Raw genomic sequence first — 25,993 nt, 5'->3', positions numbered from 1 at the left:
TCGGGAAACACGCACACCGCTCTGACTGTCATCACGGAACGCAATAGGGTGGGGCCATGTACGACCCGGTGCAGCTGCGTACCTTCCTCACGGTGGCCCAGACCCTGAGCTTCACGCAGGCGGCGGCCCGGCTGGGGGTGCGCCAGTCCACGGTCAGCCAGCACGTGCGGCGGCTGGAGGAGGCCACGGGGCGCCCGCTCTTCGTGCGGGACACGCACAGCGTCGGTCTGACGGAGGACGGCGAGGCGCTGCTGGGCTTCGCGCGGACCATCCTGGAGGCGCACGAGCGGGCGGCGGCCTTCTTCACGGGGACCCGGCTGCGCGGGCGGCTGCGGTTCGGGGCGTCGGAGGACTTCGTGCTGACCCGGCTGCCGGAGATCCTCGAGGGCTTCCGGCACGAGCATCCGGAGGTGGACCTGGAGCTGTCGGTGGAGCTGTCGGGGACGCTGCACGAGCGGCTGGACGCGGGGCGCCTGGACCTGGTGCTGGCGAAGCGGCGCGGGCCGGGGGACGAGCGGGGGCGGCTGGTGTGGCGGGACCGGATGGTGTGGATCGGGGCCGAGGGGCTGCGGGTGGACCCGGAGCGTCCGGTGCCGCTGATCGTGTTCCCGCCGCCGGGGATCACCCGGGCGCGGGCCCTGGAGGTGCTGGAGCGGGACGGGCGGGCCTGGCGGATCGCCTGCACGAGCGGCAGCCTCAGCGGCCTGATCGCGGCGGCCCGTGCCGGACTGGGCGTGATGGCGCACACCCGGGGGCTGATCCCGCCGGGGCTGGTGCGGGTGGGCGGACTGCCGGAGCTGGGGCCGGTGGAGTTCGCCCTGCTCCAGGGGCGGCGCCCGACGCCGGCGGCGGAGGCGCTGGCGGCCGCGGTGCTGGCGGGCGGCGACCGCCTGAGCCGGCCGGCGTAGCGGCCGTCCGGGCGGGGCTCGGGCCGCGTGGCGGCCGTGCGGGGCCCTTGCCCTCCGGGGAGCGGGCGGACCGGCCCTGATCACCCGTTCGGGGGACCGTAGCGGTGACCGCGCCGCAGGTGGCGGGGGTCGGGGCGGCGGGGGGATCTCGTGGAGGTTTCCTCGGGGGTGCCGGGCGGGGGCGCGGGTGAGGTAGCGTCTCGGCGCCCTGCACGCAGAGGAGCGGAACGTGCGCGAGTTCACCGTGCCACCCCTGGTCACCGGCGCGCCGGCCGGAGGCCTGGCCGACACCGTCTTCCAGCGTGCCGGACGGGACCCGGACCACGTCGTGCTCGGGCGCAAGACGGACGGTGTGTGGCGGGACGTGACCGCCCGCCGGCTGGCCGGGGAGGTCCTCGCGCTCGCCAAGGGGCTGCTGGCGCAGGGGGTCCGCTTCGGTGACCGGGTCGCCGTGATGTCCCGTACCCGCTACGAGTGGACGCTGTTCGACTTCGCGCTGTGGGCGATCGGGGCGCAGCCCGTGCCCGTGTACCCGACGTCGTCGGCGGAGCAGGTGCACTGGATCCTGTACGACTCCGCGTGCACGGCCTGCCTGGTGGAGAACGAGGACCAGGCGATGACGGTCGGGTCGGTGATCGAACGGCTGCCGGGGCTGCGGCTGCTGTGGCAGCTGGACGCGGGGGCGGTGGACGAACTGGTGGCGGCCGGGCGGGGGGTGGCCGAGGACGTGGTGCACCGCCACCGCGGGGCGGTGACTCCGGACGCCGTCGCGACCGTCATCTACACCTCGGGGACCACGGGCCGGCCGAAGGGCTGTGTGCTCACCCACGGCAACTTCATGTTCGAGGCCGACACGCTGGTGGAACGGTGGGAGCCGGTCTTCCGGGCCGGGCCGGACGGGCGGCGGCCGTCGACGCTGCTCTTCCTTCCGCTGGCGCACGTGTTCGGGCGGATGGTGGAGGTGGCCGCCGTACGGGCCGGGGTGAAGCTGGGGCACCAGCCGGCGGTGGCCGCCGCCGAACTCCTGCCGGACCTCGCCGCCTTCGGGCCGACCTTCGTGCTGGGCGTCCCGTACGTCTTCGAGAAGATCTTCGCGGCGGCGCGGCGCGCGGCGGAGACGCAGGGGCGCGGGGGGTCCTTCGACCGGGCGGTGGAGACGGCGGTGCGGTACGCGCGGGCGCGGGAGCAGAAGGCGTTCGGGAACGGCCCGGGGCCTTCGGCGGCGCTGCGGATGGAGCACCAGGTCTTCGAGAGGCTGGTGTACGGGAAGCTCCGCGCGGCCCTCGGGGGCAGGCTGCGGTACGCGATGTCGGGCGGTTCGGCGATGTCACGGCGGCTGGGGCTGTTCTTCGAGGGGGCCGGGATCACGGTCTTCGAGGGGTACGGGCTGACGGAGTCCTGCGCGGCCGCGACCGCCAATCCGCCGGGAGCGGTCAAGTACGGGACGGTGGGCCCGCCGATCCCGGGGACCACGGTCCACATCGCCGGCGACGGGGAGGTGTGGCTGCGCGGCGGTCACGTCTTCTCGGGGTACCTGGGCGACCCGGGCTCCACGGCGGAGGTGCTGCGCGGCGGCTGGCTGGCGACCGGGGACCTGGGCCGGCTGGACGAGGACGGGTACCTGGTCATCACCGGGCGCAAGAAGGAGATCCTGGTGACCTCGAACGGCAAGAGCGTGGCGCCGGCGGCCCTCGAGGAGCGGGTGCGTTCGCATCCGCTGGTGTCGCAGTGCGTGCTGGTGGGCAACGACCGGCCGTTCGTCGCCGCGCTGGTGACCCTGGACATGGAGGGGGTCGCGCACTGGCTGTCCCTGCGCAAGCTCCCCCAGCGGACGGCCGAGCAGGTGGCGGACGACCCGGACCTGACGGCGGAGGTCCGGCGGGCGGTGGTGGCGGCGAACACCCTGGTCTCGCAGGCCGAGGGGATCCGCGCCTTCCGGGTGCTGGCCGGGCAGTTCACGGAGGAGCGCGGGCTGCTGACGCCTTCGCTGAAGCTGAGGCGGTCGGCCATCGAGAAGGCGTACGCGCGCGAGGTCGCCGCCCTGTACCCGTCCCGTGAACCGTCCCGCGAGGGGATCTGACGCCTGCGCGGCGGGCCGGCCGCGGAACGCGGGGACCGCCGGTACCGCCGCGCCCTGGACGCGGCGGACGGACGGCGGGAATAGGCTGGGCGCGGGGCACGTTGCCGCCCGGCGTACGCCGTGGCACGGCGCGGCCGCACCGCACCGCACCACCGACCCGAGGGAACGACCGACGTGAACCAGGTGCCCGCCGTCCGGCTCAACAACGGCACGTCCATGCCCCAGCTCGGCTACGGAGTCTGGCAGGTGCCGGACTCCGAGGCGGAGAAGGCCGTCGCCACCGCGCTGGAGGCCGGCTACCGCAGCGTCGACACGGCGGCGGCGTACGGGAACGAGCGGGGCACCGGCAAGGCCCTCGCCGCCTCGGGGATCCCGCGCGGGGAACTGTTCGTCACCACGAAGCTGTGGAACAGCTCCCGGCACCGGTGGGGCCGGGACGAGACGCTGCGCGCCTTCGACGACTCGCTCGGCAAGCTGGGCCTGGACCACGTCGACCTGTACCTGATCCACTGGCCGCGCCCGATGCGCGACGACTTCGTGACCATCTGGAAGACCTTCGAGGAGATCGCGGCGAGCGGCCGGGCCCGGGCGGTCGGCGTGTCGAACTTCCGTGCGGAGGACCTGGAGCGGCTGCGCGCCGAGAGCCCGCTGGTCCCGGCGGTGAACCAGATCGAGCTGCACCCGCTGTTCCCGCAGCCCGCACTGCGCACCCTGCACGCCTCCCTGGGCATCGCCACCGAGGCCTGGTCCCCGCTCGGCCAGGGCAAGGAGCTCCTCGGTCTTCCGGCGGTCGCCTCGGTCGCCTCCCGGCACGGCCGCAGCGCCGCGCAGGTGGTGCTGCGCTGGCACCTGCAGCTGGGCAACATCGTGATCCCGAAGTCGGTGACCCCGTCCCGGATCCACGAGAACCTGGACGTCTTCGGCTTCGAGCTGGACGCCGACGACCTGGCGGCGCTGGACGCGCTGGGGGCGGACGGGCACCGGATCGGGCCGGATCCGGCCGTCTTCGACAACTGAGGCGCGCGTGAACCTTCCGGACGGGATCTACCGGATCCGCAACGTGGACAGCGGGCTGGTGCTCCAGCTCGAGGGTGCCTCCCGGGTACGGGTGGGCCCCGACGGGCCGCCCGCCCCGGCGGCGGCCCGGCGGTGGCGGATCTCCGCCGTGCACAGCGGCGGCGGGGTCTTCCACGTGGTGAGCGAGGACAACGGCCGGCGCCTGGACGTGGCGAACGCCTCGACCGAGAGCGGAGCCCGCGTACAGGTCTGGCGCGCCAACGCCTTCGGCGCGCAGGAGTGGCTGGTGGAGGAGCACCTGGACGATCCGGGCGTGGTGTCCCTGATCGCGTGCATCAGCGGGCTGCCGCTGGAGGCCGGCGGTGACGGCCGGACCCGGCAGGGCGAGGACACCGACTCGCCCTCCCAGTGGTGGCGGCTGGAACCGGTATGACGGGCCGTGGGGCGTGGGGCGGCGCCGGTCAGCTCGCGCCGTGGGCCGGGGCGAGGGCCTCGACGCGTTCGGCGAGGCCGAAGTCCTTCTCCGTGACCACGCCCCCGGCGTCGTGGCTGTTCACGGAGAGGCGGACGGTGTTGTAGCCGAGGGTGAGCTCGGAGTGGTGGTTCAGCTCGTCCTGGACCGCGGTGATGTGGACGACGAGGGCGGTCGCGGCCCGGTGCGTGTCCACGCGGTACGTGCGCTCGATCCGGTCGTCCTCGAAGGACCAGCCGGGGAGTTCCCGGAGGCGGTCCTCGATCTCCTTCTGCGAAAGCGGCTCGCTCGGCATCCGCTGTCCCCTTCCCGGTCGTCCTGGCCGTTTTCCCGTGATGTGCAGTCAGCTTTCCACGGTGCGCGCCGTGGTGAACCTTTCCCGCCATAGTGCGCCCGGGTGCTTCCGTACGCTTCCGCGCCCGGGCCGGCCACCCTATGCTCCAGCGCCGGACCGAGCATTACCACCGGTAACAAGGAGGCGGGGCATGGGCGGCACGGACGGCGCGGACGGCACGGGCAGCAGGGAAGGCGCGGACGGCACGGGGAGCTCCAGGCGTACGTTCATCGCGGGCGCGGCGGCCGCCGCGGGCACCCTCCCGGCCCTCGGGGCCCTCGCGGCACCGGCCGCCGCGGCTCCCGGCCCGCCGGCGGCGCACCGGCGCACGGTCGCCGTCCTCGGCGGCGGGGTGGCCGGGCTGACGGCCGCGCACGAGCTGGCGGAACGCGGCTACGCCGTCACGGTGTACGAGCGCCGGGCCCTGGGCGGCAAGGCCCGCAGCATGGACGTCCCCGGCAGCGCCCGGGGCGGCCGCAGACCCCTGCCGGCCGAACACGGCTTCCGCTTCATCCCGGGGATCTACCACAACCTCCCGGACACCATGCGGCGCATCCCCTTCCCCGGCAACGCCAACGGCGTGTGGGACAACCTGGTGGCCCCGCCCGAGATGATGTTCGCCCGGGCCGCCGGACGCGAGGACCTGCGCGCGCCCATCCCCTGGCCCGGCCACTCCGCCGCCGAACTGACGCCGGAGGAGCTGCGGCGCGCCCTGACCGGCATCCTGGAGACCCTGGTACGGCTGCCCGCGCACGAGACGGCGTACTTCGTCAACCGGGTGCTGGTCTTCCTCACCAGCTGCGACGAGCGCCGTGACGAGGTGTGGGAACGCACCCCCTGGTGGGAGTTCACCCGGGCCGCGCGCATGTCGGCCGAGTACCAGCGCATCCTGGCCGTCGGCGTCACCCGCAACATCGTGGCCACCAAGGCCGAGGAGGCCTCGACCCGCACCGTCGGCACCCTCGGGGAGGCCTTCGTCTGCAACGCGCTCGGCCGGGGCGCGGACGGCCCGCCGGACCGGATCCTGAACCTCCCCACCAACGAGGCGTGGATCGACCCCTGGGAGCGGCACCTGCGCTCCCTCGGCGTGGAGTTCCGGATCGGCTGGACCGTCCAGGAGGTCCGGTACGGGGACGGCCGCGTGAGCGGCGTCGCGGTCCTGGACCCCGACGGGGCCCGGCGGACCGTCACCGCCGACCACTACGTCAGCGCCCTGCCCGTGGAGCACGCCCGCCGCACCTGGAGCGCCGCGCTGCGGGCCGCCGACCCGATGCTGGGGCGCTGCGACCGGCTGCGGACCGACTGGATGACCGGCATCCAGTTCTACCTGACGGAGCGCGCCCCGCTGGTGCACGGGCACTTCAACTGCGTCGACTCGCCCTGGTCGTTGACGGCGATCCAGCAGGCCGCGCACTGGCCGGCCCGCGACTTCCCGGCCGACTACGGCGACGGCGCGGCCGTGGACTGCCTGTCGGTGGACATATCGGAGTGGGACAAACCCGGGATCCTGTACGGGAAGACGGCCAAGCAGTGCACCCGGGAGGAGGTGGCGCGGGAGGTGTGGGCACAGCTGAAGGCCTCCCTCAACGACAGCGGCCGGACCCTGCTGGCCGACCGCACCCTGCACTCGTGGTTCCTGGACCCGGGCGTGGACGGCCTGGGCACCCCGGAGCCCACGAACCAGGACGAGCTGCTGATCCACCCGACCGGCACCTTCCACGACCGGCCGAGCGCGCACACCCGCGTCCCCAACTTCTTCCTCAGCGGCGACTACGTGGCCGTCGACATCGACCTGGCGACGATGGAGGGCGCGAACGCCTCGGCCCGCGCGGCGGTCAACGCCCTGCTGGACCGGGACGCCTCGACGGCCGCGCGCTGCGCCGTCATCCCGCGCTACCGCCCCCCGGAACTGGAGTCCGCGAAACGGCACGACCAGTGGCGCTACCGTCTCGGCCTGCGGAACGTCTTCGACCTGGGCTGACGGCAGGACCGCCGGCCGGGTTACCGTCGTGGGCATGAGCATCACGGCCTCCACCACGCCCACGCTCGGCGCCCTGCTGCGGACATGGCGGGAGCGGCGCGGGGTCAGCCAGCTGGAGCTGGCGGGCCGCGCCGGCTCCTCGTCCCGGCACATCAGCTTCATCGAGACCGGGCGGTCGCGGCCGAGCGAGGAGATGGTGCTGCGGCTCGCCGACCGGCTCGACGTACCCGTGCGCGAGCGCAACGCGCTGCTGCTCGCCGCGGGTTACGCCCCGCACTACCCGCACACCGCGCTGGACGACCCTGCCATGGATACCCTGCGCGAGGGCGTCCAGCGGCTGCTGACCGGCTACGAGCCCTACCCGGCGCTGGTCGTCGACGCCGTGTACGACGTGGTCGCCGCCAACCGGGGCATCGGAATGCTGCTGGACGGGCTGCCGGAGCACCTGCTGACCCCGCCGTTGAACGCCATGCGGATCACCCTGCACCCGGAGGGCCTCGCCCCGCGGATCCACAACCTCGTCCAGTGGCGCGCGCACCTGCTGGCACAGATGGAGCGGCAGATCGCCCTGGCCCGCTCCGCGCCGCTGCGCGCGCTGTACGAGGAGGTGTCCGCCTACCCGGTGCCGGACCGCCCGGACGGCGGAGAACCGGACGAGCCCGTCCCGTACATCGCGCTCCCGATGGTGATCGAGCACGACGGGCACCGGCTGTCGTTCGTGTCGTCGATCGCGACCTTCAACACGCCGATGGACGTGACCGTCGCCGAACTGGCGATCGAGACCTTCCTCCCGGCCGACCCGGCGACGGTGAAGTACCTGCGCTCACTGGGTCCCTGAGCCGGCCGAGCGCAGCGCCAGCTGCTGGAGGAGCGCGAAGGAGGCGACGGTGAGGGCCTGCGCCGGGATCCACACCGCGCCGGCCGCGGTCGGCGAGAACCAGGCGGCGAGCGAGACCAGGCTGAGGGCGGCCCAGGCGTAGTTGGCCTCGATGACGGACTTCACCGGGAGGACCGGCGGACGGCGGCGCGAGGCCAGCCAGGCGACGCCGGCGCCGAAGGCGGTGAGGAAGAGGCCGAGCCCGAGGAGGGCGTCCTGGCCGACGCCGAGGAGCCGGCCGAGCGGGGCCGGGAAGACGGCGTAGGCGAGGCCGTTGGCGGTGGTGACGACCGCGTCGAGGGCGAGGAAGCGGCGCAGCGCGGTCTGCGGGACGGTGGTGCGGGCGATGCTGCCGAGCAGGGTCGCGGACATGGCGGATCAGCCTCCATCGGGGGTCATGCGTGCGGGTGGGGACGGGTCCCGGAGCCGAGTGCGCGGCCCCGGAACCCGATGACCCCACTGTGCCGCCGGCTCCGGCCGGGGTCGATTACCTCCGGGGTCATGGCGGTGCCCGCCCCGCCCGCGCCCCGGCGCACCTCGCCCGCACCTCACCCACGCGGAACGCGGGCCGTGCCGGTGGCGCGTGCGGGGCGGGCGGTTAGGCTTCACCGCACCGAGCCACACCGAGTCACACCGGAGTCACACCGGGGTCACACCGGCCGCACCGGGCCGCACGGGTCACGCCGGGCCGGCCACCGCTCCGCACGCGCCGCCGCGCCGCGGAGGACCTCCCGGTGCGGGCCGCCGCGCGGCGGTACCGGCGGGCCCGACCGGTGGTCCCGGACCGGAGCCGCGGGCCGTGCGCCCGACCGTACCGCCGAGGGGGAAGCGCCATGAGGACCACACGGAGCATGCGGAAGCTCGGCGCCGAGCTGCTGGCGGAAGCCCGGCTCACGCCCCCCGCCGGGGCCGCCGAGATCATCGGGGGCCTGTGCGCGGCCTTCGGGCGGCGGCGCCGCGGCGGCCGGCCGGTGGACTTCCGCTTCGCCCCCTTCCCGCCGGAAACGGCCAGCGGGCTGTGGCTGGAGCTGGAGGAACGCGATCTGGTCGTCGTGGAGGCCCGCACCCGGCCCGAGCACCAACTGGTCATCGCCTGCCACGAGCTGTGGCACATCGAGGAGGGCGCCTGCGGCGGCCACGGCCCGGGCATGGCCGTGGCCGCCCGCCTGACGGGCCCCCGCGGCAGCCTCACGGACCTGTTGCGTCCGGACTCCGCACTGGACTCGGTGGTCCGTCAGGCGGCCGCCCGCGCCGACCGGGAGGACCCGGCCGAGATCCGGGCCGAGACCTTCGGCCTGCACCTCGGCAAGATCCTGAAGCCCTTCCTGCCCCCGCCCCGGCAACAGCCCTCCTCCGAGGAGATCGAACGCATCAAGTCCTCACTCGGCTGGGGCCGTTGACCGCGTCCGCCGACACCCGGAGCCCACCGGCTCCGCCCTCCCCACACCCTCCGAAGGAAAGCACCGCGCATGCCCCCCACTTCCTCCCGCGGCCGTGCCACCGCCCCCGCCTCCGCCCCCGCTCGCGTGCCGGCCGCCGGTACCGGGACCCGAGGCCGCTCGCGGTGAAGGACGGCCTGCCCCTCTACCTGGCGGGGACGGTGATGGCGCTGGCCCTGCTGATCAAGGCCCCCGCCCTGCGCCGGGGCTGGGACCAGCCGCTGATGCGGGCCGTGTGCGCGCTGCTGGTGGCCGGCTGCCTGCTCACCTTCCTGGCGGCCCCGCCGTCCCTCGCCGCGGTCAACCGGATCACCGGCGTCGTCAACTTCGCCGCCCCGCTGGTGTACGGCGTGCTGACCGCCTTCTCGGGGGCCTCCATCGTGCTGATCCTGCACTGGTCGGGAGGGCCGGCGGCGGAGCTGCGGCGCGCGACCCGGGTGACGGTGGCGGTGTTCGGCGCGGTCACCGTGCTGATCACGGCCCTGTTCGTGATCGGGGACGCGCCCGTGGAGCGGCTGCGGGACCTGGACACGTACTACGCGAACACCCCGTGGCTGCGCGAGATGATCGTCTGCTACCTGCTGGCGCACACCGCCGGCAGCGCCGCGCTGAGCGTGCTGTGCCTGAAGTGGATGCTGCGGGTCGATCCCGCGCTGCGGCCGCTGCGGACCGGGCTGGCGCTGCTCACCCTGGGCGGGGTGCTGGACCTCGGGTACCTCGTCGCGAAGTGGGCGGCGGTGGGGGCCCGCTGGGCGGGCCGCGACTGGGACGGCCTGTCCACGTACGTGGCCCCGCCGCTCGCCTCGGCGGCGGCGCTGCTGGTGGGCACCGGGTTCATCGTGCCGATGGCGGGCGGTTCGGCCGTCTGGCGGGACTTCAGCCAGTACCGGCGGCTGCGTCCGCTGTGGAGGGCCCTGCGCGGGTTCGCGCACCGCGGCGTGACGCCGGTCCCGCTGACCTGGTGGTCGCCGGTCGGGATCCGGCTGATCCACCGGGAGTCGGTGATCGACGACGGGCTGCTGGCCCTCGCCGGCTGGTTCGACCCCGCCGTACGGTCGGCCGCGTACGGGGCCGCGCGCGGCCGGGGCATGACGGAGGCGGAAGCCTCCGTGGTGGCGGACGCGGCCATGCTCGCCGCCGCCTGCCGGGTACGGGCCGCCGCCGAGCGGGCGGGCGCCCCCGCTCCGGGCTCCGCGGAACCGGCCCCGTACCGCCTCGACGGCCAGCCCCTGGCCGCGCTGGCCCGGGAGTTCCGCGGCTCCCCGATCGTGGAGGCGGCCCGCCGGGGGGCGCTCGGTTAGGCCGTCTCTTCCGGATCTTGCCTGACCCGCGTCGCCCGGCACCGCACCTCGCCGCGTTGTCGCGGCACCCGAGGACGTCCAGTAATCGGGAGCCTCTCCGCCTTGCGACGCACGGCACCGGACGACGCGGGCTCAACCGGCAAGATCCGAAAGAGACCGCCTAAGCCGTCCCCCGTGGTGTGCCGTACGCCGGCTCGCGCGCGAGCCAGTCCCCGTACGCGCGGACCCTGCGGCGGTGGCGGAGGTTGTCGGCCGTGAGGATCCAGCGGGGGGAGACCCGTGCGCGGGGTTCGCGCCCGTGGGCCAGCCGGTCCAGCTGGAAGCGGACGAGGGCCAGTGTGCCTGCGGCGGCCAGGCTCCGGTCGCGCCATTCGAGCCGGGGCACCTCCACCCGCGCGTCCTCGCCCGCGCGCCAGCGCCGGGGCAGGTCGGGGCACAGCGCGAGGGCGGAGGCCATGCCGACGACGGCGACGCCGCGGGCCAGGGCCTTCTCGGCCGTGGCGCGGCGGGTGATGCCGCCGGTCAGCATCAGCGGCACGGCCGCCGTTCCCAGCAGGTGTTCCGCGAGGGAGAGGAAGTACGCCTCCCGTTCCAGGGTCCGCTGGTCGGTGGTGTGGCCCATGCTGGCGGGGCTCTCGACGGTCCCGCCCGAGAGCTCGACCAGGTCGACGCCGAGGCCGTCGAGGGCCGCGATGACCTGGGCGGCCTCGTCGGTGTCGAAGCCGCCGCGCTGGAAGTCGGCGGCGTTCAGCTTCACCCCGATCGCGAAGCCCGTCGAGACGCGGGCGCGGACGGCGCCGACGGTTTCCGTGAGCATCCGTACGCGGTTGTCGAGGCTGCCGCCCCAGCGGTCGGTGCGCCGGTTGACGAGCGGGGAGAGGAACTGGCTCAGCAGGTAGCCGTGCGCGGCGTGGATCTGCACCCCGTGGAAGCCCGCCTCCTCGGCCCGCCGGGCGGTGAGCGCGAAGCGGGCGACCGTCGCGCCGATGTCGGCCTCGGTCATGGCGGTGGGGTGGGCGAAGCGCTTGGTGTGCCTGCCGAGGCGGACGGGGACGGCGGAGGGCGCCCACGCGGTGCCGGGCATGTCGGAGCCGACCTGGCGTCCGGGGTGGTTGATCTGCATCCAGACCCGGGCGTCGCCGGACGTCGCGGCCTCGGCCCAGCGGCGGAACGGCTCCAGCGGGGAACGCGCGTCGAGGACGACGGTGCCCGGGGAGGTCAGGGCGCGCCGGTCGACCATCACGTTGCCGGTGATGACCAGTCCGGCGCCGCCGCGCGCCCAGCGGGCGTACAGCCGCTCCAGGCGGGTGTCGGGGAGCTGCCCGGGCTGGGCGGCGAAGCTCTCCTCCATGGCGGCCTTGGCGAGACGGTTGGGGAGGGTGGTGCCGCCGGGAAGGTCCAGCGGTGCGAACAGGTCCATCCGGGTCCCCCCAAGCTCGTGGCGCGGCCGTCACGCGGGGCCGCGCCACAAGATGATCGCCTCAGAGGTCCGCGAGGTCCAGTCCGGCCTGGGCCGCGGCGGCCCGGACGGTCTGCTCCAGCAGCACCGCGATGGTCATCGGGCCGACGCCGCCGGGGACCGGGGTGATCAGGGAGGCGCGGGCGGCGGCCGACTCGAAGTGGACGTCGCCGACGTTGCCCTCGTTGTACCCGGCGTCGAGGACGACCGCCCCGGGCTTGATGTCCTCGCCCCGGATGAACTCGGCCTTGCCGACGGCCGCGACCAGGACGTCCGCCTGCCGCACGATCGAGGACAGGTCGCGGGTGCGGGAGTGGCAGTAGGTGACGGTGGCGTTCTTCTCCAGCAGCAGCATTCCGGCGGGCTTGCCCAGGATCGCGCTGCGGCCGACGACGACGGCGTGCTTGCCGGTGAGGTCCACCCCGTACTCCTCCAGCAGGCGCATGATGCCGCCGGGGGTGCAGGAGACGAAGCCGGGCAGGCCGAAGCCCATGGCGGCGAAGGAGTGCATCGTCACACCGTCGACGTCCTTGCCGGGGGCGATGGCCTCGAAGGCGGCGCGCTCGTCGATGTGGTGCGGGACGGGGTGCTGGAGCAGGATGCCGCTGATCTCCGGGTCCTCGGAGAGGGCGGTGATCGTGGCGACGAGTTCCTCGGTGGTGGTCGCGGCCGGCAGTTCCACGTGGCGGGAGGTGATCCCGGCCTTGGCGCAACGGTTCTGCTTCATCCGTACGTAGGTGACGGACGCGGGGTCCTCGCCGACGAGGACGGTGGCCAGGCAGGGGGCGGTACCGGTGCGCTCGGTGATCTTCGCGGCGAGGGCGGCGGTCCGCTCCGAGACGCGGCGGGCGAGGGCGGTGCCGTCCATGAGCTGGGCGGTGGCGGTGGGGGCAGTCGTCACGGGGTCTCCTGAACGTCGCTGCGGATCGCGGTTCGCCCAGGCGCGCGGCAGACGGCGTACGGCCCCGCGGGCCCACACCGGGCCGCTCCCCGGTGGTGATCCACCCGAACGCCAGTCACGGCCCGGTGCCCACTGTAGTCGACATATGCGGTGGAAGGACGGGGGACGACCTGGGACGATCGGGACATGACGCGCACGTTCGACCATCTGGTCGCCGAGGCCGGGTCCGTCCCGGTCGACGGCTGGGACTTCTCCTGGCTCGACGGCCGGGCCACCGAGCAGCGGCCCTCCTGGGGCTACCAGCGCCTGCTGCGCGAGCGCCTGGGACGGGCCGGCTCGGTCCTGGACGTCCAGACCGGCGGCGGCGAGGTCCTCGCCGGGGCGGGCCCGCTGCCCCCGCTGACCGCGGCCACGGAGTCCTGGCCGCCGAACGTCCGGAAGGCGACCCGGCTGCTGCACCCGCTGGGCGCGGTGGTGGTGGCGGACACCGACGAGCCGCCGCTGCCCTTCGGTGACGAGGCCTTCGAGCTGGTCGTCAGCCGGCACCCGGTGACCGTCTGGTGGGACGAGATCGCCCGGGTGCTGGTGCCGGGCGGTACCTACCTCTCGCAGCAGGTGGGTCCGGCCAGCGTCTTCGAGCTCGTCGAGTACTTCCTCGGTCCGCAGCCGGAGGAGGTCCGCCGCGCCCGCCACCCCGACGACGCGGCCGCCGGCGCCGCGAAGGCGGGCCTGGAGGTGGTCGATCTGCGCTCCGAGCGGCTGCGGACGGAGTTCCACGACATCGGGGCCGTGGTCTACTTCCTGCGGAAGGTGATCTGGATGGTGCCCGGCTTCACGGTCGGGCAGTACCGGGAGCGGCTGCGCGAGCTCCACGAACGGATCGAACGCGAAGGTCCGTTCGTCGCGCACACCGCCCGTTTCCTCATCGAGGCCCGCAAGAAGGGGTGACCGGGAGGGCCGACGGATCCCCGCCGGTTCGGTTGCGCGGGCACAGCGTGGCGCAGGTCACTCAATTCAGCGCGTAACGAATCGACTCGGGCAGGCGATGAACCGACAGGTGTCCTCGCGCGGCCCCGGAATACAGACCCGCTTCGGTCTGTTTCCCGAGTCCGCGCGATGATGTCCCGCCCACTCCTTATCTGTTCGCAACGAGAGGCTCCTTGTGTCGCTCAGCCCGTCCCGTACGTTCCCTCCGGAGATCGCCGAATCCGAGGCCCTGGTCGCGCTCGTCGAGCGCGGCCGCGAGCAGGGTCACATCAACGGTGACGATGTCCGCCAGGCCTTCGAGGCCGGCCGCATCCCGGTGGACCAGTGGAAGCGGGTCCTGCGCAGCCTGAACCAGGTCCTGGACGAGGAGGGTGTCGCCCTCCACGTCAGCGCCGCCCCCGCCACGAAGGCTGCTGCCAAGAAGCCCCGCAAGGCAGCCGCCGCCCCGGCCCGCACCGTGACGAAGAAGGCGGTGGCCGCACCGCGTCCCATCGGCGCGCGCAAGGCCTCCGCCACCGCTCCCGCCCCGGCCGCCGCCGCGGCGATATCCGCTCCGTCGGCCACCGCTTCGCAGGAGGTGCCGGCCGAGGCCGCCGCCGAGCCCAAGAAGCGGGCGGTCAAGAAGACCGCCGCCAAGAAGGCCACCGCCACCAAGAAGACCGCGGCCTCGAAGAAGGCCGGCGCCAAGGACGCCGACGACGCCGAGACCCCGGTCGTCGAGGGTGAGGACTGGGCCGTCGAGGACCTCGCCGACGACACCGAGGAGGAGGCGCCCAAGGCGGCCGGCCAGGGCTTCGTGCTGTCCGACGACGACGAGGACGACGCCCCGGCGCAGACCGTCATGGTGGCCGGTGCCACCGCCGACCCGGTCAAGGACTACCTGAAGCTGATCGGCAAGGTGCCGCTCCTCAACGCCGAGCAGGAGGTCGAGCTCGCCAAGCGCATCGAGGCGGGTCTCTTCTCCGAGTACAAGCTCGAAGAGGAGGACGACCACAAGCCCGCCTTCAAGCGCGAGCTGGAGATCCTCGTCGAGGACGGCCGCCGTGCCAAGAACCACCTGCTGGAGGCCAACCTCCGTCTCGTGGTCTCGCTGGCCAAGCGCTACACCGGCCGCGGCATGCTCTTCCTGGACCTGATCCAGGAGGGCAACGTCGGTCTGATCCGCGCGGTGGAGAAGTTCGACTACACCAAGGGCTTCAAGTTCTCCACGTACGCGACCTGGTGGATCCGGCAGGCGATCACGCGCGCCATGGCCGACCAGTCGCGCACCATCCGCATCCCCGTCCACATGGTCGAGATCATCAACAAGCTCGCCCGTGTGCAGCGCCAGATGCTCCAGGACCTGGGCCGCGAGCCCACCCCGGAGGAGCTGGGCAAGGAACTCGACATGACCCCCGAGAAGGTCATCGAGGTCCAGAAGTACGGCCGCGAGCCGATCTCCCTGCACACCCCGCTGGGTGAGGAGGGCGACAGCGAGTTCGGTGACCTCATCGAGGACTCCGAGGCGGTCGTCCCGGCCGACGCCGTGTCCTTCACCTTCCTCCAGGAGCAGCTCCAGTCGATCCTGGGCACGCTCTCGGAGCGCGAGGCGGGCGTGGTCTCCATGCGCTACGGCCTCAACGACGGCCAGCCGAAGACGCTGGACGAGATCGGCCGCGTGTACGGGGTCACCCGTGAGCGCATCCGCCAGATCGAGTCGAAGACGATGTCGAAGCTGCGCCACCCGTCGCGTTCGCAGGTGCTGCGCGACTACCTGGACTGATCCTCCCGGTACCGGCACACACCGCAGGCCCGCGCCGTACGGCGCGGGCCTCCGCGTTTTCCCTGGTGCCGGGGCCGTCCGCCGCCGTCAGCGGCCGTCAGCGGCCGTCAGACCGTGGTCAGTGCTCGAGCAGGTGCTTGAGCTTCTCCTCGCTGCGGGGCATCTCCTTGCGGACCCTGGGCTTCACCACGAAGGGGACGAGGCCCCTGCCCAGGCCGTGGCCCTCGAAGTCGACGGAGAGGGTGACCCGCGAGCGGGTGCCGTTGTCGAGGGGCTCGATCCTGCCGCGCACGTCCGGCCTGACCGGGCCGTCGACCCCGTGGACGTGCCAGCTCCTGGGCGGGTCCAGCTCGGTGAACTCCAGGGTCGTGGGGATCCTCCGCCTGCCGTACCGCCGGGTGACGGAGACCCTCGAACCGACGTGCACGGGCAGGTCGCCCATGGGGACGGCGGACACGGCGCTGTCCTGCCACTCCGGCAGGTGCGTGGGGTCCGTCACGTACGCGAAGACCTCCTCGGGCCTCCGGTCGATGTCGATGGTGTTGCTGATCGCTGACATGGCGACCCCTTGACGCCCCCCTGGCCGGCCTTTCCTTCCACCCTAGTCCCCGGCCGCAACGGCCGCGCGCCGCTTGCGCGCGGCCATCAGCGCGTACACGAGGACGCCCGCGAACAGGAACAGCACGCCCTGGTAGACGGCCGCGTAGCCGGAACCGGCGACCAGCCACATGGAGAAGCCGAAGGCCACGCCGGCGAGGACGGCGTCACGGACCAGCTGCCCGCGCCGGACCCGCTCCGACTGGCCCGACGCCAGGAAGTAGAGCTGGGCCGCAGTGGAGAGGAGGTACGGGACGGTCGCGGTGAAGGTGGTGACCAGGACGAGGATCTCGAAGACCCGTGCGGAGCCGGCGGTGTAGTTGTAGACGGTCAGGCAGGAGGCCAGGACGACCGTGACCAGCACTCCGACGACCGGGACCCCGCGCTGCTTCTTCTCGAAGACCTTGGGGAAGAGCCCGTCCCTGGCGGCGGCGTACGGGGTCTGCGCGCTGAGCAGGGTCCAGCCGTTGAGCGCGCCGACCATCGAGACCACGGCCGCGCCGGCCACCACGGTGCCGCCCCAGGTGCCGCCGAAGACGGCGTTGACGGCGTCGGTGAAGGGCGCCTGGGAGGAGACCAGCTTCTCGTGGGCGACCAGTCCGAAGACGGACAGGGTGCCGAGCAGGTACACGACGGCGGCGCCGGCCGTGCCGAGGACGGTGGCCCGGCCCACGTTGCGGGCGGGGTCGCGGACCTCGCCGGCGCTGACGGCGGCGGACTCGACGCCGATGTAGCTGAAGAGCAAAATCGCGGCGGAGGCGGAGACGGCCCCGACGGTGCTCTGCCCGGCGGCCTGGAAGGGGCCGAGGTTCGCCGGGTCGAAGAAGAACAGGCCGCCCACGGCCACCAGCAGCAGCGGGACCAGCTTCAGGACGGTCGACACCACCTGGACGGCGCCCACGTAGCGGGTGCCGGCCAGGTTGGCGAGGGCGGGCAGCCACTGCACGGCCAGCGCGGCCAGGCACATCGACCACCGGTGCTCGCCCACGGCCGGGAAGAGCACGGCGAGGTAGCCGACGGAGGCCACCGCGAGGGCGGCGTTCGAGACCCAGGCGGTGATCCAGTAGCTGTAGGCGGCGAGGAAGCCCGCGAAGTCGCCGAAGGCGGCGCGGACGTACACGTAGGGGCCGCCGGTCCGCGGGTGGCGTTCGGCGAGGCGGCCGAAGACGAGGGCGAGGGCTATCGCGCCGACGGTCAGGACGCCGAAGGCCAGCAGGCTGATGGTGCCGAAGGGGGCGACGGAGGCCGGGAGCAGGAAGATCCCGCCGCCGATGATGTTGCCCATGACCAGGCAGCACGCCACCGGCAGCCCGAAGCGGCGGGTGTGCCGGTCGTCCCGGGACGCGGCCGCCGGGGGTGTCCGTACGGCGGTCCCCGGGGCGGTGCTGTCCTCGACGGGCGGGGCTTCGGTGCTGGTCATCGGTGGTGCGCCTCTGGGTGTCTCACATGGTGGGCGGGTCAGCACATGGTCGGCCACGGCGGAGTGCGCGACAAATCACCGGGTTTCGTCCGGCGCGGGCACCGTTGCGGAAGGAAGGGTTCCATCCGATCCGGCCCCGGGCCGCGAATCCTCCCGGGCGGCTGTCGGAGCCCGGTGCCCACCGGTCTCCCCGCGCTCCCGGTCCTCCCCCGGCCGGCCGTCCAGCGGGACCTGGGGGCCGTCGGCCTCGCGCAGCCAGCGGCGCAGCACCGCGTGCACGGCCTCGGCGCCCACCAGCTCACGGCCCGGCTCGGACAGTCCCGTGGGCCACATCAGGAAGGGGCGGGCCTGTTCCCCGCCCAGCCCGCCGTGCGAGCCGATCTGCTCCTCGAAGGCGTGCACGGCACCGGTCGCCGGGTCGTACGCCGAGTTGACCATGATGTCGGCCACGTGCGGGAAGGAGTCCGTCCGGCGCACGGCGCGCGCCGCGCCCGGGCCGAACGGGGCCAGCAGTTCCTCCGCCTCCCCCGGTACGTCCAGCCGCGCCACCGCCCCGTCCCGGCCCAGCACCTGCCCGTCCACCAGCAGGAAGCCCACGCCGGGGTGGTTGGCCAGGGTGGGCAGCAGCGCGGGGTGCGCCCGCTCGATCCGCGCCCTCGAGGCCCGCCCGGGCACGTCGGGGAAGGAGATCAGCCCGAGGTTGCCCGAGGCCAGCACCACCGGACCGCGGCCCGGTGCCGGGTGGGCCTCCTCCCCCTCCTCCTCCACGGGCCGGTGCAGGGCGGCCAGTACCGCGGCCCGGGCCTCGGCCCCGCTGCGGGTGCGGCCGGCCCGGCGGGAGACGGGCAGTCCGCACCCGGCCCGGACCAGGTCCTTCAGGCTGAGCCCGTACCGGCCGAGGAAGGTCTCCCCGGGGCTCTGGCCGTGGTCCGACAGCAGCACGACGCGGTACTCGCGCGGGGCGTGCTCGGCGACCCGGGCGATGAGGGCGAGGCTCCGGTCCAGCCGGGCCAGCACCCGGTCGGCGTCCCTGCTGTGGGGGCCCGAGTGGTGCGCGACCTCGTCGTAGGCGACCAGGTCGGCGTAGACCGCGGCACGGCCCGCGAGCATGTCGCCGATCACCGCGGCGACGACCACGTCCCGCTCGACCACCGTCGCGAAGGCCCGGATCAGCGGGTAGAGCCCGCCCCGCGCCACCCGCGGGCGGTCCCCCCGGATCCGTGAGCGCAGCGACTGGCCGATCTCGCGGCCCACCTCGGCGACGAAGGACAGCGCGGTGCGCACGGCGTTGGCCGGGTCGGAGAAGTACGCGAAGTAGCCCGCGCGGGAGCGGTTGGCGCGGCCCCGCCGGGCCGCGACGGACAGCACCAGCGCCAGCTGGTCGGCGCCCCCGCCGAACAGGTTGCCCCGGCTGGCGCCGTCCAGGGACAGCAGCCCGCCGTCCCGGGTCCGCGCGACCGCCCGGCGCTGGAGTTCGGCGGCGCTGGTGGGCCGGTTGCAGACCATCACCTCGCCGGTGTCCTTCTCGTACCAGCGGAAGGCCGGCACGTCGAAGTTGGAGCCGTGCAGGAGGGCGAGCTGGCTGGCGCCGGTCTGGCTGGACCAGTCCGTGTGCCAGGGCATGACCCGGTGGCTGCGCTCCAGCCAGCCGGCGGCCGTGGGCATCAGCCCTTCGGCCACGGCCCGGCGCAGCGCCTCGTACCCGACGCCGTCGAGCTGGAGGAAGACCAGCCCGGGGCTGGTGGCGGTGGGCGCCCCGAACCGGCGGCGGCGCCGGTCCGCGAGCCGGTACAGCCGGCGCCGGTAGGCCTCGTCGTCGCGCACCGCGAGCGCGGTGGAGGTGGCCGAGGCCACGGCGGACATCGCGGCGGCCACGACCACCGCCGTCTCGGGCGCGGCAGCGGCGCCCCGCCCGGCGGGGATGAGGCTGAGGGCCATCAGCAGCAGCGAGCCGTTGAGGAAGAAGACGAGCAGCCCGAGCACGAGGGCGGGCACCAGCAGCAGGGCGCGTACGAGGACCGGCCACACCAGCGCGCTCAGCACGCCGAAGGCGCCGGCGCCCCAGGCTGCGGTCAGACCCGTCCGGGTGATGCTGGCTCCGTCGGCGGACTGCAGGCGGAAGTCCGGCAGGAGCCCGGCGAGCGCGAGCATGGTGAGGGTCGACGCCGCCCAGACGAGCACCACGCGTACCAGCGCCCGGCCCGCCGGCCGCCAGCGCAACCGCTCCCGCCACACGCCGCACCCGCCTCGCTCCCCGGCCCGCGCCCGGCCCGCGGTCCCCTCGCCAGCGTCGCACAGGGCGGCGGGGGCGACCGGTCGACACGGGTGGCGCACGGGAGTACGGGACCGGCGGGCGGGTGGCGGTCAGGTGCCGTCGTAGCCGGCGGTCGGCATGGACAGCCGGCGGTGCACCTCGGCCTTCATGGCGGAGGTGTAGGCCGGCTCGTCCAGCCCGGCCGTCTCCAGCCGTACGCCGCGCCGCCGGCACTCGGCGGTGAACTCCTCCACGGAGCGCAGGGCGCGGGCCAGGACCCGGTGGTTGGGGGCGACGAACAGGTCGATCTGCCCCGCGTCCACGTCGCGCCAGAGCCCGCAGTGGTCGGTCCGCAGTCCGTAGAAGAGCAGCTGCCGGGTGACCACGTACCCCTGCTCGGCGGCCCACCGCACGCACATGGCGTGCTGGCTGCGGGTGTCCACGGTGAAGGGGTCGGCGTCGAGGTCCTCGAGCGGGGCCAGGCTGGCGATAGCGGCCACGCGCAGCGCATCCATGGCGCCCGACCCTACTCCGATCCGGGCCCGGGGAGGAGGGGGCCGGCGGGTTCCGCTTCCGCTCGGACGGCGGGCGGCCGGGCGGGGGAGGTCCTAGGCTCGTCCTGTCGAGGGAAGGGGTGCGGGGGTGCCGGTGGAGATCACCTGGTGGGGTCATGCCACGTGCGCGGTACGGGACTCGGGGGTGCGGGTGCTGACCGATCCGCTGTTCGCCCGGCGGCTGGCACACCTGCGGCGGCGGCGCGGGGCGGTGCCCCCGCCGGAAGCGGCGGAGGCGGACGTGGTGCTGGTGTCGCACCTGCACGCCGACCATCTGCACCTGCCGTCGCTGGCGCTGCTGGCTCCCGGCACCCGGCTGGTGGTACCGCGCGGGGCGCGCCGGGCGGTGCCGGCACTGGCGCGGCTGGCGGGGAGCCGGGGACTGGTGGTGACGGAGGTGGTCCCGGGCGAGGAGGTCGGCGTGCGGGAAGGCGTGGGGGCAGGCGTAGGGGCAGGCGTGCGGGTGCGGGCGGTGAGCGCCCGGCACGACGGGCGGCGGATGCCGTTCGGGCCGCAGCGGGCGCCCGCGCTGGGGTACGTGGTCGAGGGTTCGGCGCGGACGTACTTCGCCGGGGACACCGGGCTGTTCGCCGCGATGGCCGAGGAGGTCGGTCCGGTGGACGTGGCGCTGCTGCCGGTCGGCGGCTGGGGCCCGTACCTGGGGCCGGGGCACCTGGACGCGGAACGCGCGGCGAGGGCCGTGGCGGAGCTGGCTCCGGCGGCGGCGGTGCCGGTGCACTACGGGACGTACTGGCCGATCGGCATGGACGCGGTGCGGCCGTACGAGTTCCACGCGCCGGGCGGCGAGTTCGCCCGGCGGTCGGGGCTGCTCGCGCCGAAGGTGGCCGTACGGGTCCCCGCGCACGGGGAGCGGGTGCGGCTGCCGTGACGCCGTGGCGGGTGGCGGCGGACGTGGTGGGGCGGGTGCCGCCGGAGACGGCCCAGCAGGCGGTCGGTTACCCGGCGTTGTTCGTGCTGGTGGCGCTGGGGGCGCTGGTGCCGGTGATCCCGACGGGGGCGCTGGTGAGTTCCGCGGCGGTGGTGGCGCTCCATCAGCGCTCGCTGTCTTCGGCGGTGTTGCTGGTGGTCGTGGTGGCCGCGCTGGCCGCCTTCGCGGGCGACGTCGCGCTGTACTGGCTGGGTTCGCGCGGGGTGCGCTCGCGGGGCGGTTCGCGGTGGCTGGAGTCCCTGCGGGGGCGGACCGCGCCGGAGCGGCTGGAGCGTGCGCGGCTGAAGCTGGACGAGCACGGGGTGCTGGTGCTGGTGCTGTCGCGGCTGGTCCCGGCGGGCCGGATCCCGGTGATGCTGGCCTGCCTGCTGGGCGGGCTGCCGCTGCGCCGCTTCGCCCGGGGTGACGCGCCCGCCTGCCTGGCGTGGGCCGGGACGTACGGGCTGATCGGGATCCTGGGCGGCTCGCTCTTCTCCGAGCCGTGGAAGGGCGTGGTGCTGGCGGTGGCCCTGACGGTGCTGATCGGCGCGGCTCCGGGGGTGTGGCGGCGGCTGCGGCGGGGCAGGGTCGGGCCGTGAACTCCACCTCCTGGGACACCGTCCGCGCCCTCGCAGACCGCTTCGAGGTGGCCGCGGCCGCTCGCGGGGTGCACCCTCCGCAGAGCCACCTCCTCCAAGTGCTCAAGATCGGGGAGGAGTTCGGCGAGGCCGCGCAGGCGGTGATCGGCGCCACGGGGAGCAACCCGCGCAAGGGGTACTCGCACAGCTGGGACGACGTGCACGACGAGGTGTGCGACGTCATCATCACCGGCATGGTGGCGCTGGCCCGGATGCGGCCCGACGCGGCGGCCTACTTCGGGGACCAGCTGGCCCTGAAGGCCGCCCGTTTCCTGCCGGAGCGCGCGCCCTGACCCCGCCGGGCCGGCGCCCGTCGGCTCCGGTCGCGGCGGCGGCCCCGTGTTGCCGTTTGCGGGACGGTCGGGTGGAATGCCCGCATGGACGCGCGCCCGGATGCCCACCCGCACGCCCGCACGCGAGCCCTCCCGGACGGACCGCCGTCCCACCGCGCCGTCCTCGACGAGGTCGGCCCCCGGCTGAGGCGGATGCGGGACCGGCACGGCCTGACCCTGGCCGCCCTGTCGGAGGAGACCGGCATCTCCAAGAGCACCCTGTCCCGTCTGGAGTCGGGGCAGCGCCGGCCGAGCCTGGAACTGCTGCTGCCGCTCGCCCGTGCCTACCGGGTGGCCCTGGACGACCTGGTCGGGGCGCCCCCGGTGGGTGACCCCCGGGTGCGGCTGACGCCCCGCGCGATGCGGGACGGCGGTACGTCGGTCGCACTGACCCAGGGCCTGGGCCCGCTCCAGGCCTACAAGATGGTCATCCCGGACCGGGGCACCGAGCCGGACCCGCGCACGCACGAGGGCTACGAGTGGCTGTACGTCCTGAACGGCCGCCTGCGGCTGGTCCTGGCCGGCCACGACCTGGTCCTCGGCCCGGGCGAGGCCGCCGAGTGGGACACCCGGACCCCGCACTGGTTCGGCAGCGCCGACGGGCGGCCCGTGGAGATCCTCAGCCTGTTCGGCCGGCAGGGCGAGCGGATGCACGTGGTGGCGAAGCCGAAGACGGCCCGGCAGTGACCCGGGTCCAGGTCCGGCCCGTGACCCGTCGGGGATGCGAGGGCGGTGAGCCACCGCTCGGCCGGGTCGAGGAGAATCGGGTGCGGGCCACCGGCCCCGGGCTGTTTCCTCGGCTCGTGAACACGGCGGGACCCGTACGCCTCCGCCCCTGGGCGGACAACGACCTCTGGCTGCTGCGGCGGCGCAATACCGCGGAGATGACGGCGCACCTCGGCGGCCCCGAGTCCGACGCCGCACTCCTCGCCCGTCACAGCCGCTGGACGGTCATGAACTCGAACGCCGCACACGGGGGCGGGTGTTCCGGGTCGGGTCCCCGGCGGGGGACACCGTGGCGAACTCGGCCTCGAACGCGGTCTCCCGCGCGGTGGGCTTCACCCTGATCGCCGAAACGGTGCACGCCTACCCGCCGGGCCGGTACCACGCCGGCAACAACTGCGCTTCCCCCTCCCGTGAAGGCCCGGGAGGAACCCGGGCCGGCCGGTCGTGTTGCCGGCGAGGAGGTGAGGGCTGCCGCAGCGCTCGTCAGGAGCCCTCAAGGGTCCGGGAGGCGCCGATCGGGAGGTCCCAGAGGTCCTCGCGGGGCAGGCCCGCGCGGGTCCAGGCGGCGCGGGCGCGGTGCAGTGGCTCCGTGACGGGCTCCGCCGACAGGACGAAGGTGGCCCAGTGCATCGGGGCCATCCTGCGGGCCCCGAGGTCCAGGCAGGCCCGCACCGCCTCCTCCGGGTCGGTGTGCACGTCGCGCAGCCACCAGCGCGGGGCGTAGGCGCCGATCGGCAGGAGCGCGAGGTCGATGCCGGGGTGGCGCCGGCCGATCTCGCCGAACCAGTGGCCGTACCCGGTGTCCCCCGCGAAGTACACCGTGCGCCCGGCGGTGGTGTCGGTGAGCACCCAGCCGCCCCACAGGGTGCGGCAGGTGTCCAGCAGGGAGCGCTTGGACCAGTGGTGCGCCGGGACGAACTCGAAGCGGACGCCGCCCAGTTCGGCGTACTCCCACCAGTCGAGTTCCGTCACGTTCGTGAAGCCCCGGCGGCGGCACCACCGGGCGAGTCCGGCCGGGACGAAGAGCGCGGTGCCGCGGGGCAGCCGCCGCAGGGTGGGGGCGTCGAGGTGGTCGTAGTGGTTGTGGCTGATCACCACGGCGTCCACGGGCGGCAGTTCCTCCCACGGCACCCCGACGGGCGTCATCCGCGCCGGAGTCCCGAGGATCCGCCGGGACCAGACCGGGTCCGTGAGCACCGTCAGGCCGCCGGTCCGCAGCACCCAGCTGGCGTGCCCGGCCCAGGTCACGGACACCGTGCCCGGCCGCGCCGCCGGCAGCGGTGCGGGCTCGTACGGCAGCTCGGGGATACCGTTCAGCCCGTCCGCGCCGGGCCGGAGCGCGCCCTCGCGGGCGAGCCGGGCGAAGGCGCGCAGCCCCGGGAGCGGGGTGGTCAGCCGGTCCGCGAACGAGCGCGGCCAGAGCCGGTGTTCGCCGAGCGGGCGGGGTGCGGACGGGGCCGGCGCAGGGCCGGGCGGGGATCCGCAGGGCGCGGCGGGGGCCGGCGGCCGCGCGGGCGGGCGGCCCGGCAGCGCGGCCGGGCCGGGGCCGCCGGGGCCGCCGGCCGGCGGGGCGGTCGTCACGGGGGCGTCCGGCTGGTCCCTCATCGCGAAGTCTCCGTTCGGCGGCGGGCGGCCGGCACGGGCCGCACGTCAGTCGGCCAGTCCGGCGAGCACCGACCCGAGCCGGTCGAGCGCGCCCCGGACCTGTGGCAGCGTCAGCGGATCGCGGGCGCCCAGCGCGGCGAGCCGCTCCTGCGGGGTGGCCCCCAGCAGCGGTCCGGTCGACAGCCGTACGCGCAGGGCGCCCAGTTCGTCGGCGAAGCGCTGTCCGCCGGGTGTCGGCGCGCCCAGCCGGGCGCCGAGCCAGTCCTCCAGTTCCATGGCGTCTCCCACGCCGTGCCGGGCGAGTCCGGCACGCAGCGGGGTGAGGTCGGCGTACAGGTGCCGGCCGGCCTGCGGGGGCCGGGCGAGGGCCCCCGCGGCCAGCAGCTCCCGGTGGGCGGCGGCGGCCACCGCGCCGTGCAGGGCGGCGGCGGCGTAGGCGCGCCCGGCGACGGCGTCGGTTTCGTCGAGGGCGTGTGCGGCGGCCACCGCGACGGGGCCCGCGACCAGGGCGCCGGTGGCGGTGAGGACGTCGAGGGTGCGGGCCCTGAGCCAGGTGCCGCTCGGAGTGCCGGGGAAGCGGACCACCGCGGCGGGCCAGCCGCCCGGGAGCAGTGCTCCGGCGAGGTCCACGAGTACGGCCGCCCGGTCGGGGAGCATCTCGGCGGGGCTCAGCACGAGCGTGTGGTGCGGCCGGTGCACGGTGTCGCGCCAGCTCTCGTCGCTGACGACGAACAGTCCGGCGGCCTCGGCCGCCTCGCAGGCCTCGCGCACCATCTCGGGCGGCGGCACGCTGGCGGTCGGGTCGTCGGCCACCGAGAGCAGCAGGACGCGCGGGTCGCCGCCCTCGGCGCGGACCCGGCGTACGGTCTCGAGCAGGGCGTACGGGTCGGGGACGCCGCCGCACTCCGCGGGGGTGGGCACGTGGTAGGCCCGCCGTCCCAGCAGCCGGACTTGTGGGGTCCACCAGGCGGGACAGGGTCTGGGGAGGAGCACGTCGCCGCCGTACGCGCCGAGCAGCGCCAGCAGCAGTGCGGGCGCGCCGGGGCCGGCGGCCACGTTCTCCGGGGCGGTGGGGAGGCCGCGCCGGGCCCAGTGGCGGCAGGCGGCCTCACGCAGCGACGGTCCGCCGCCGGGGGGTTCCGGAGCGGGCCGGTCCGCGGCGGCGGCGAGTACGGAGGTCAGCTCGGGCAGCACCGGGAGCCCCGGCTCGGGGGCGGGCGGACCGTACCTGACGGGGCCGCGCCCCTCCGGGGCCGGGCGTTGCCAGAGTCCGGCGAGCCCTTCCGTCATGCCCTCGGCCATCCCCGACACGTGCCCGCCTTCCGTCTCCACCACCCACCGACCTGCCCTTTATACGATTATTTACAGCGATACGCCCGTTAACCGTCTCGCCACCCCTGCCGTCTCGGCGGCGGCCTCCC

At 74.7% G+C, this 25,993-nt stretch carries 24 protein-coding genes and 1 riboswitch; of the genes, 14 read left to right on the top strand and 10 right to left on the bottom strand.

Annotated elements, in window-relative coordinates; all coding sequences use genetic code 11:
* Window positions 1-56 precede the first annotated feature (56 nt).
* The 4 genes from ACZ514_RS00855 (at window position 57) to ACZ514_RS00840 (ending at window position 4,438) form a co-directional block, all read left to right on the top strand.
* Window positions 57-908: a LysR substrate-binding domain-containing protein gene (locus ACZ514_RS00855; RefSeq protein ID WP_401252993.1), complete on the top strand. Its 852-nt coding sequence runs from the start codon at window positions 57-59 to the stop codon at window positions 906-908.
* 229 nt (window positions 909-1,137) lie between these two features.
* Window positions 1,138-2,988, top strand: a complete 1,851-nt coding sequence (locus tag ACZ514_RS00850) for an AMP-dependent synthetase/ligase (RefSeq protein WP_468698126.1) — start codon at window positions 1,138-1,140, stop codon at window positions 2,986-2,988.
* Between the two features lie 174 nt (window positions 2,989-3,162).
* Window positions 3,163-4,005: an aldo/keto reductase gene (locus ACZ514_RS00845; protein WP_468698128.1), complete on the top strand. Its 843-nt coding sequence runs from the start codon at window positions 3,163-3,165 to the stop codon at window positions 4,003-4,005.
* 7 nt (window positions 4,006-4,012) lie between these two features.
* On the top strand, window positions 4,013-4,438 hold the full coding sequence (locus ACZ514_RS00840) for an RICIN domain-containing protein (RefSeq protein ID WP_468172978.1): 426 nt from the start codon (window positions 4,013-4,015) through the stop codon (window positions 4,436-4,438).
* 28 nt (window positions 4,439-4,466) lie between these two features.
* On the opposite strand, the gene ACZ514_RS00835 is transcribed toward ACZ514_RS00840, so the two are convergent.
* Complete coding sequence (locus tag ACZ514_RS00835; protein WP_468172976.1) at window positions 4,467-4,772, bottom strand: 4a-hydroxytetrahydrobiopterin dehydratase; 306 nt, start codon at window positions 4,770-4,772, stop codon at window positions 4,467-4,469.
* Between the two features lie 190 nt (window positions 4,773-4,962).
* Here ACZ514_RS00835 and ACZ514_RS00830 point away from each other — a divergent pair, with 190 nt between their 5' ends.
* Together ACZ514_RS00830 and ACZ514_RS00825 are read left to right on the top strand one after the other, a co-directional pair.
* Window positions 4,963-6,792 carry a hydroxysqualene dehydroxylase gene (locus ACZ514_RS00830; protein WP_469123736.1) on the top strand — a complete coding sequence of 610 codons (1,830 nt, stop codon included), beginning with the start codon at window positions 4,963-4,965 and terminating at the stop codon, window positions 6,790-6,792.
* A 34-nt stretch (window positions 6,793-6,826) separates the two neighbouring features.
* On the top strand, window positions 6,827-7,630 hold the full coding sequence (locus ACZ514_RS00825) for a helix-turn-helix domain-containing protein (protein WP_468172970.1): 804 nt from the start codon (window positions 6,827-6,829) through the stop codon (window positions 7,628-7,630).
* Here the strand turns inward: ACZ514_RS00825 and ACZ514_RS00820 are convergent.
* Window positions 7,616-8,041, bottom strand: a complete 426-nt coding sequence (locus ACZ514_RS00820) for a hypothetical protein (RefSeq protein ID WP_469123735.1) — start codon at window positions 8,039-8,041, stop codon at window positions 7,616-7,618. The two genes, ACZ514_RS00825 and ACZ514_RS00820, sit on opposite strands and share 15 nt — an antisense overlap.
* 461 nt (window positions 8,042-8,502) lie before the next feature.
* Between ACZ514_RS00820 and ACZ514_RS00815 the strand changes: the two genes are divergently transcribed.
* Both ACZ514_RS00815 and ACZ514_RS00810 read left to right on the top strand, forming a co-directional pair.
* Window positions 8,503-9,069, top strand: a complete 567-nt coding sequence (locus tag ACZ514_RS00815; protein WP_468172964.1) for a toxin-antitoxin system, toxin component — start codon at window positions 8,503-8,505, stop codon at window positions 9,067-9,069.
* A gap of 164 nt (window positions 9,070-9,233) precedes the next feature.
* Window positions 9,234-10,409 (top strand): MAB_1171c family putative transporter, encoded by a 1,176-nt coding sequence (locus tag ACZ514_RS00810; protein ID WP_468172961.1) that lies wholly within the window; start codon window positions 9,234-9,236, stop codon window positions 10,407-10,409.
* 160 nt (window positions 10,410-10,569) lie between these two features.
* Here ACZ514_RS00810 and ACZ514_RS00805 read toward each other — a convergent pair whose 3' ends face one another.
* Both ACZ514_RS00805 and ACZ514_RS00800 read right to left on the bottom strand, forming a co-directional pair.
* Window positions 10,570-11,829, bottom strand: a complete 1,260-nt coding sequence (locus tag ACZ514_RS00805) for an NADH:flavin oxidoreductase/NADH oxidase family protein (RefSeq protein WP_469123734.1) — start codon at window positions 11,827-11,829, stop codon at window positions 10,570-10,572.
* Window positions 11,830-11,890: 61 nt separating this feature from the next.
* Window positions 11,891-12,736 carry a bifunctional 5,10-methylenetetrahydrofolate dehydrogenase/5,10-methenyltetrahydrofolate cyclohydrolase gene (locus ACZ514_RS00800; protein ID WP_468173116.1) on the bottom strand — a complete coding sequence of 282 codons (846 nt, stop codon included), beginning with the start codon at window positions 12,734-12,736 and terminating at the stop codon, window positions 11,891-11,893.
* Between the two features lie 60 nt (window positions 12,737-12,796).
* Window positions 12,797-12,898: riboswitch (ZMP/ZTP riboswitch) on the bottom strand.
* Between the two features lie 57 nt (window positions 12,899-12,955).
* On the opposite strand from ACZ514_RS00800, the gene ACZ514_RS00795 reads away from it, so the two are divergent.
* Both ACZ514_RS00795 and ACZ514_RS00790 read left to right on the top strand, forming a co-directional pair.
* The gene (locus ACZ514_RS00795; RefSeq protein ID WP_468172955.1) at window positions 12,956-13,717 is read left to right on the top strand and encodes a methyltransferase domain-containing protein; all 762 of its coding nucleotides are present in this window, start codon (window positions 12,956-12,958) and stop codon (window positions 13,715-13,717) included.
* A gap of 214 nt (window positions 13,718-13,931) precedes the next feature.
* Window positions 13,932-15,518: an RNA polymerase sigma factor gene (locus ACZ514_RS00790; protein ID WP_468172952.1), complete on the top strand. Its 1,587-nt coding sequence runs from the start codon at window positions 13,932-13,934 to the stop codon at window positions 15,516-15,518.
* Window positions 15,519-15,636: 118 nt separating this feature from the next.
* Here the strand turns inward: ACZ514_RS00790 and ACZ514_RS00785 are convergent, their stop codons facing one another.
* The 4 genes from ACZ514_RS00785 to ACZ514_RS00770 form a co-directional block, all read right to left on the bottom strand.
* Entirely contained in the window at window positions 15,637-16,077 is a 441-nt protein-coding gene (locus ACZ514_RS00785; RefSeq protein ID WP_468172949.1) for an SRPBCC family protein, read from the bottom strand.
* A gap of 42 nt (window positions 16,078-16,119) precedes the next feature.
* Window positions 16,120-17,535: an amino acid permease gene (locus ACZ514_RS00780; RefSeq protein WP_469123733.1), complete on the bottom strand. Its 1,416-nt coding sequence runs from the start codon at window positions 17,533-17,535 to the stop codon at window positions 16,120-16,122.
* 75 nt (window positions 17,536-17,610) lie between these two features.
* Window positions 17,611-19,686 (bottom strand): alkaline phosphatase family protein, encoded by a 2,076-nt coding sequence (locus ACZ514_RS00775; RefSeq protein WP_468698396.1) that lies wholly within the window; start codon window positions 19,684-19,686, stop codon window positions 17,611-17,613.
* A 213-nt stretch (window positions 19,687-19,899) separates the two neighbouring features.
* Complete coding sequence (locus ACZ514_RS00770; protein WP_468172943.1) at window positions 19,900-20,304, bottom strand: hypothetical protein; 405 nt, start codon at window positions 20,302-20,304, stop codon at window positions 19,900-19,902.
* Between the two features lie 127 nt (window positions 20,305-20,431).
* Between ACZ514_RS00770 and ACZ514_RS00765 the strand changes: the two genes are divergently transcribed.
* From ACZ514_RS00765 to ACZ514_RS00750, 4 genes are all read left to right on the top strand, one after another.
* Entirely contained in the window at window positions 20,432-21,232 is an 801-nt protein-coding gene (locus tag ACZ514_RS00765) for an MBL fold metallo-hydrolase (RefSeq protein ID WP_469123732.1), read from the top strand.
* Window positions 21,229-21,870 (top strand): DedA family protein, encoded by a 642-nt coding sequence (locus ACZ514_RS00760; RefSeq protein WP_468172937.1) that lies wholly within the window; start codon window positions 21,229-21,231, stop codon window positions 21,868-21,870. The genes ACZ514_RS00765 and ACZ514_RS00760 overlap by 4 nt, the downstream gene beginning before the upstream one ends.
* Entirely contained in the window at window positions 21,867-22,202 is a 336-nt protein-coding gene (locus tag ACZ514_RS00755) for a MazG-like family protein (protein WP_388942611.1), read from the top strand. Before ACZ514_RS00760 ends, ACZ514_RS00755 begins: the two co-directional genes overlap by 4 nt.
* Window positions 22,203-22,394: 192 nt before the next feature.
* Complete coding sequence (locus tag ACZ514_RS00750; RefSeq protein WP_469124171.1) at window positions 22,395-22,928, top strand: helix-turn-helix domain-containing protein; 534 nt, start codon at window positions 22,395-22,397, stop codon at window positions 22,926-22,928.
* Between the two features lie 522 nt (window positions 22,929-23,450).
* Here the strand turns inward: ACZ514_RS00750 and ACZ514_RS00745 are convergent.
* A complete protein-coding gene (locus ACZ514_RS00745) occupies window positions 23,451-24,572 on the bottom strand; it encodes an MBL fold metallo-hydrolase (RefSeq protein WP_468172934.1) in 1,122 nt (373 codons plus the stop codon).
* A gap of 45 nt (window positions 24,573-24,617) precedes the next feature.
* Window positions 24,618-25,862 carry an aminotransferase class I/II-fold pyridoxal phosphate-dependent enzyme gene (locus ACZ514_RS00740; RefSeq protein WP_468173111.1) on the bottom strand — a complete coding sequence of 415 codons (1,245 nt, stop codon included), beginning with the start codon at window positions 25,860-25,862 and terminating at the stop codon, window positions 24,618-24,620.
* Window positions 25,863-25,993 lie beyond the last annotated feature (131 nt).

The sequence above is a fragment of the Streptomyces sp. NPDC034086 genome (assembly GCF_055575515.1).
This window is presented reverse-complemented; position numbering and strand designations above follow the sequence as displayed.

Bases quoted from the DNA above. Each gene is read 5' to 3' on its own strand.
- ACZ514_RS00820 (WP_469123735.1), bottom strand. From the start codon at position 8,041: ATGTCCGCGACCCTGCTCGGCAGCATCGCCCGCACCACCGTCCCGCAG.
- ACZ514_RS00825 (WP_468172970.1), top strand. From the start codon at position 6,827: ATGAGCATCACGGCCTCCACCACGCCCACGCTCGGCGCCCTGCTGCGG.
- ACZ514_RS00805 (WP_469123734.1), bottom strand. From the start codon at position 11,829: ATGGACCTGTTCGCACCGCTGGACCTTCCCGGCGGCACCACCCTCCCC.
- ACZ514_RS00740 (WP_468173111.1), bottom strand. From the start codon at position 25,862: ATGACGGAAGGGCTCGCCGGACTCTGGCAACGCCCGGCCCCGGAGGGG.
- ACZ514_RS00750 (WP_469124171.1), top strand. From the start codon at position 22,395: ATGCGGGACCGGCACGGCCTGACCCTGGCCGCCCTGTCGGAGGAGACC.
- ACZ514_RS00855 (WP_401252993.1), top strand. From the start codon at position 57: ATGTACGACCCGGTGCAGCTGCGTACCTTCCTCACGGTGGCCCAGACC.
- ACZ514_RS00775 (WP_468698396.1), bottom strand. From the start codon at position 19,686: ATGCTCGCGCTCGCCGGGCTCCTGCCGGACTTCCGCCTGCAGTCCGCC.
- ACZ514_RS00835 (WP_468172976.1), bottom strand. From the start codon at position 4,772: ATGCCGAGCGAGCCGCTTTCGCAGAAGGAGATCGAGGACCGCCTCCGG.
- ACZ514_RS00770 (WP_468172943.1), bottom strand. From the start codon at position 20,304: ATGGATGCGCTGCGCGTGGCCGCTATCGCCAGCCTGGCCCCGCTCGAG.
- ACZ514_RS00830 (WP_469123736.1), top strand. From the start codon at position 4,963: ATGGGCGGCACGGACGGCGCGGACGGCACGGGCAGCAGGGAAGGCGCG.
- ACZ514_RS00785 (WP_468172949.1), bottom strand. From the start codon at position 16,077: ATGTCAGCGATCAGCAACACCATCGACATCGACCGGAGGCCCGAGGAG.
- ACZ514_RS00800 (WP_468173116.1), bottom strand. From the start codon at position 12,736: ATGGACGGCACCGCCCTCGCCCGCCGCGTCTCGGAGCGGACCGCCGCC.
- ACZ514_RS00745 (WP_468172934.1), bottom strand. From the start codon at position 24,572: ATGAGGGACCAGCCGGACGCCCCCGTGACGACCGCCCCGCCGGCCGGC.
- ACZ514_RS00795 (WP_468172955.1), top strand. From the start codon at position 12,956: ATGACGCGCACGTTCGACCATCTGGTCGCCGAGGCCGGGTCCGTCCCG.
- ACZ514_RS00815 (WP_468172964.1), top strand. From the start codon at position 8,503: ATGAGGACCACACGGAGCATGCGGAAGCTCGGCGCCGAGCTGCTGGCG.
- ACZ514_RS00780 (WP_469123733.1), bottom strand. From the start codon at position 17,535: ATGACCAGCACCGAAGCCCCGCCCGTCGAGGACAGCACCGCCCCGGGG.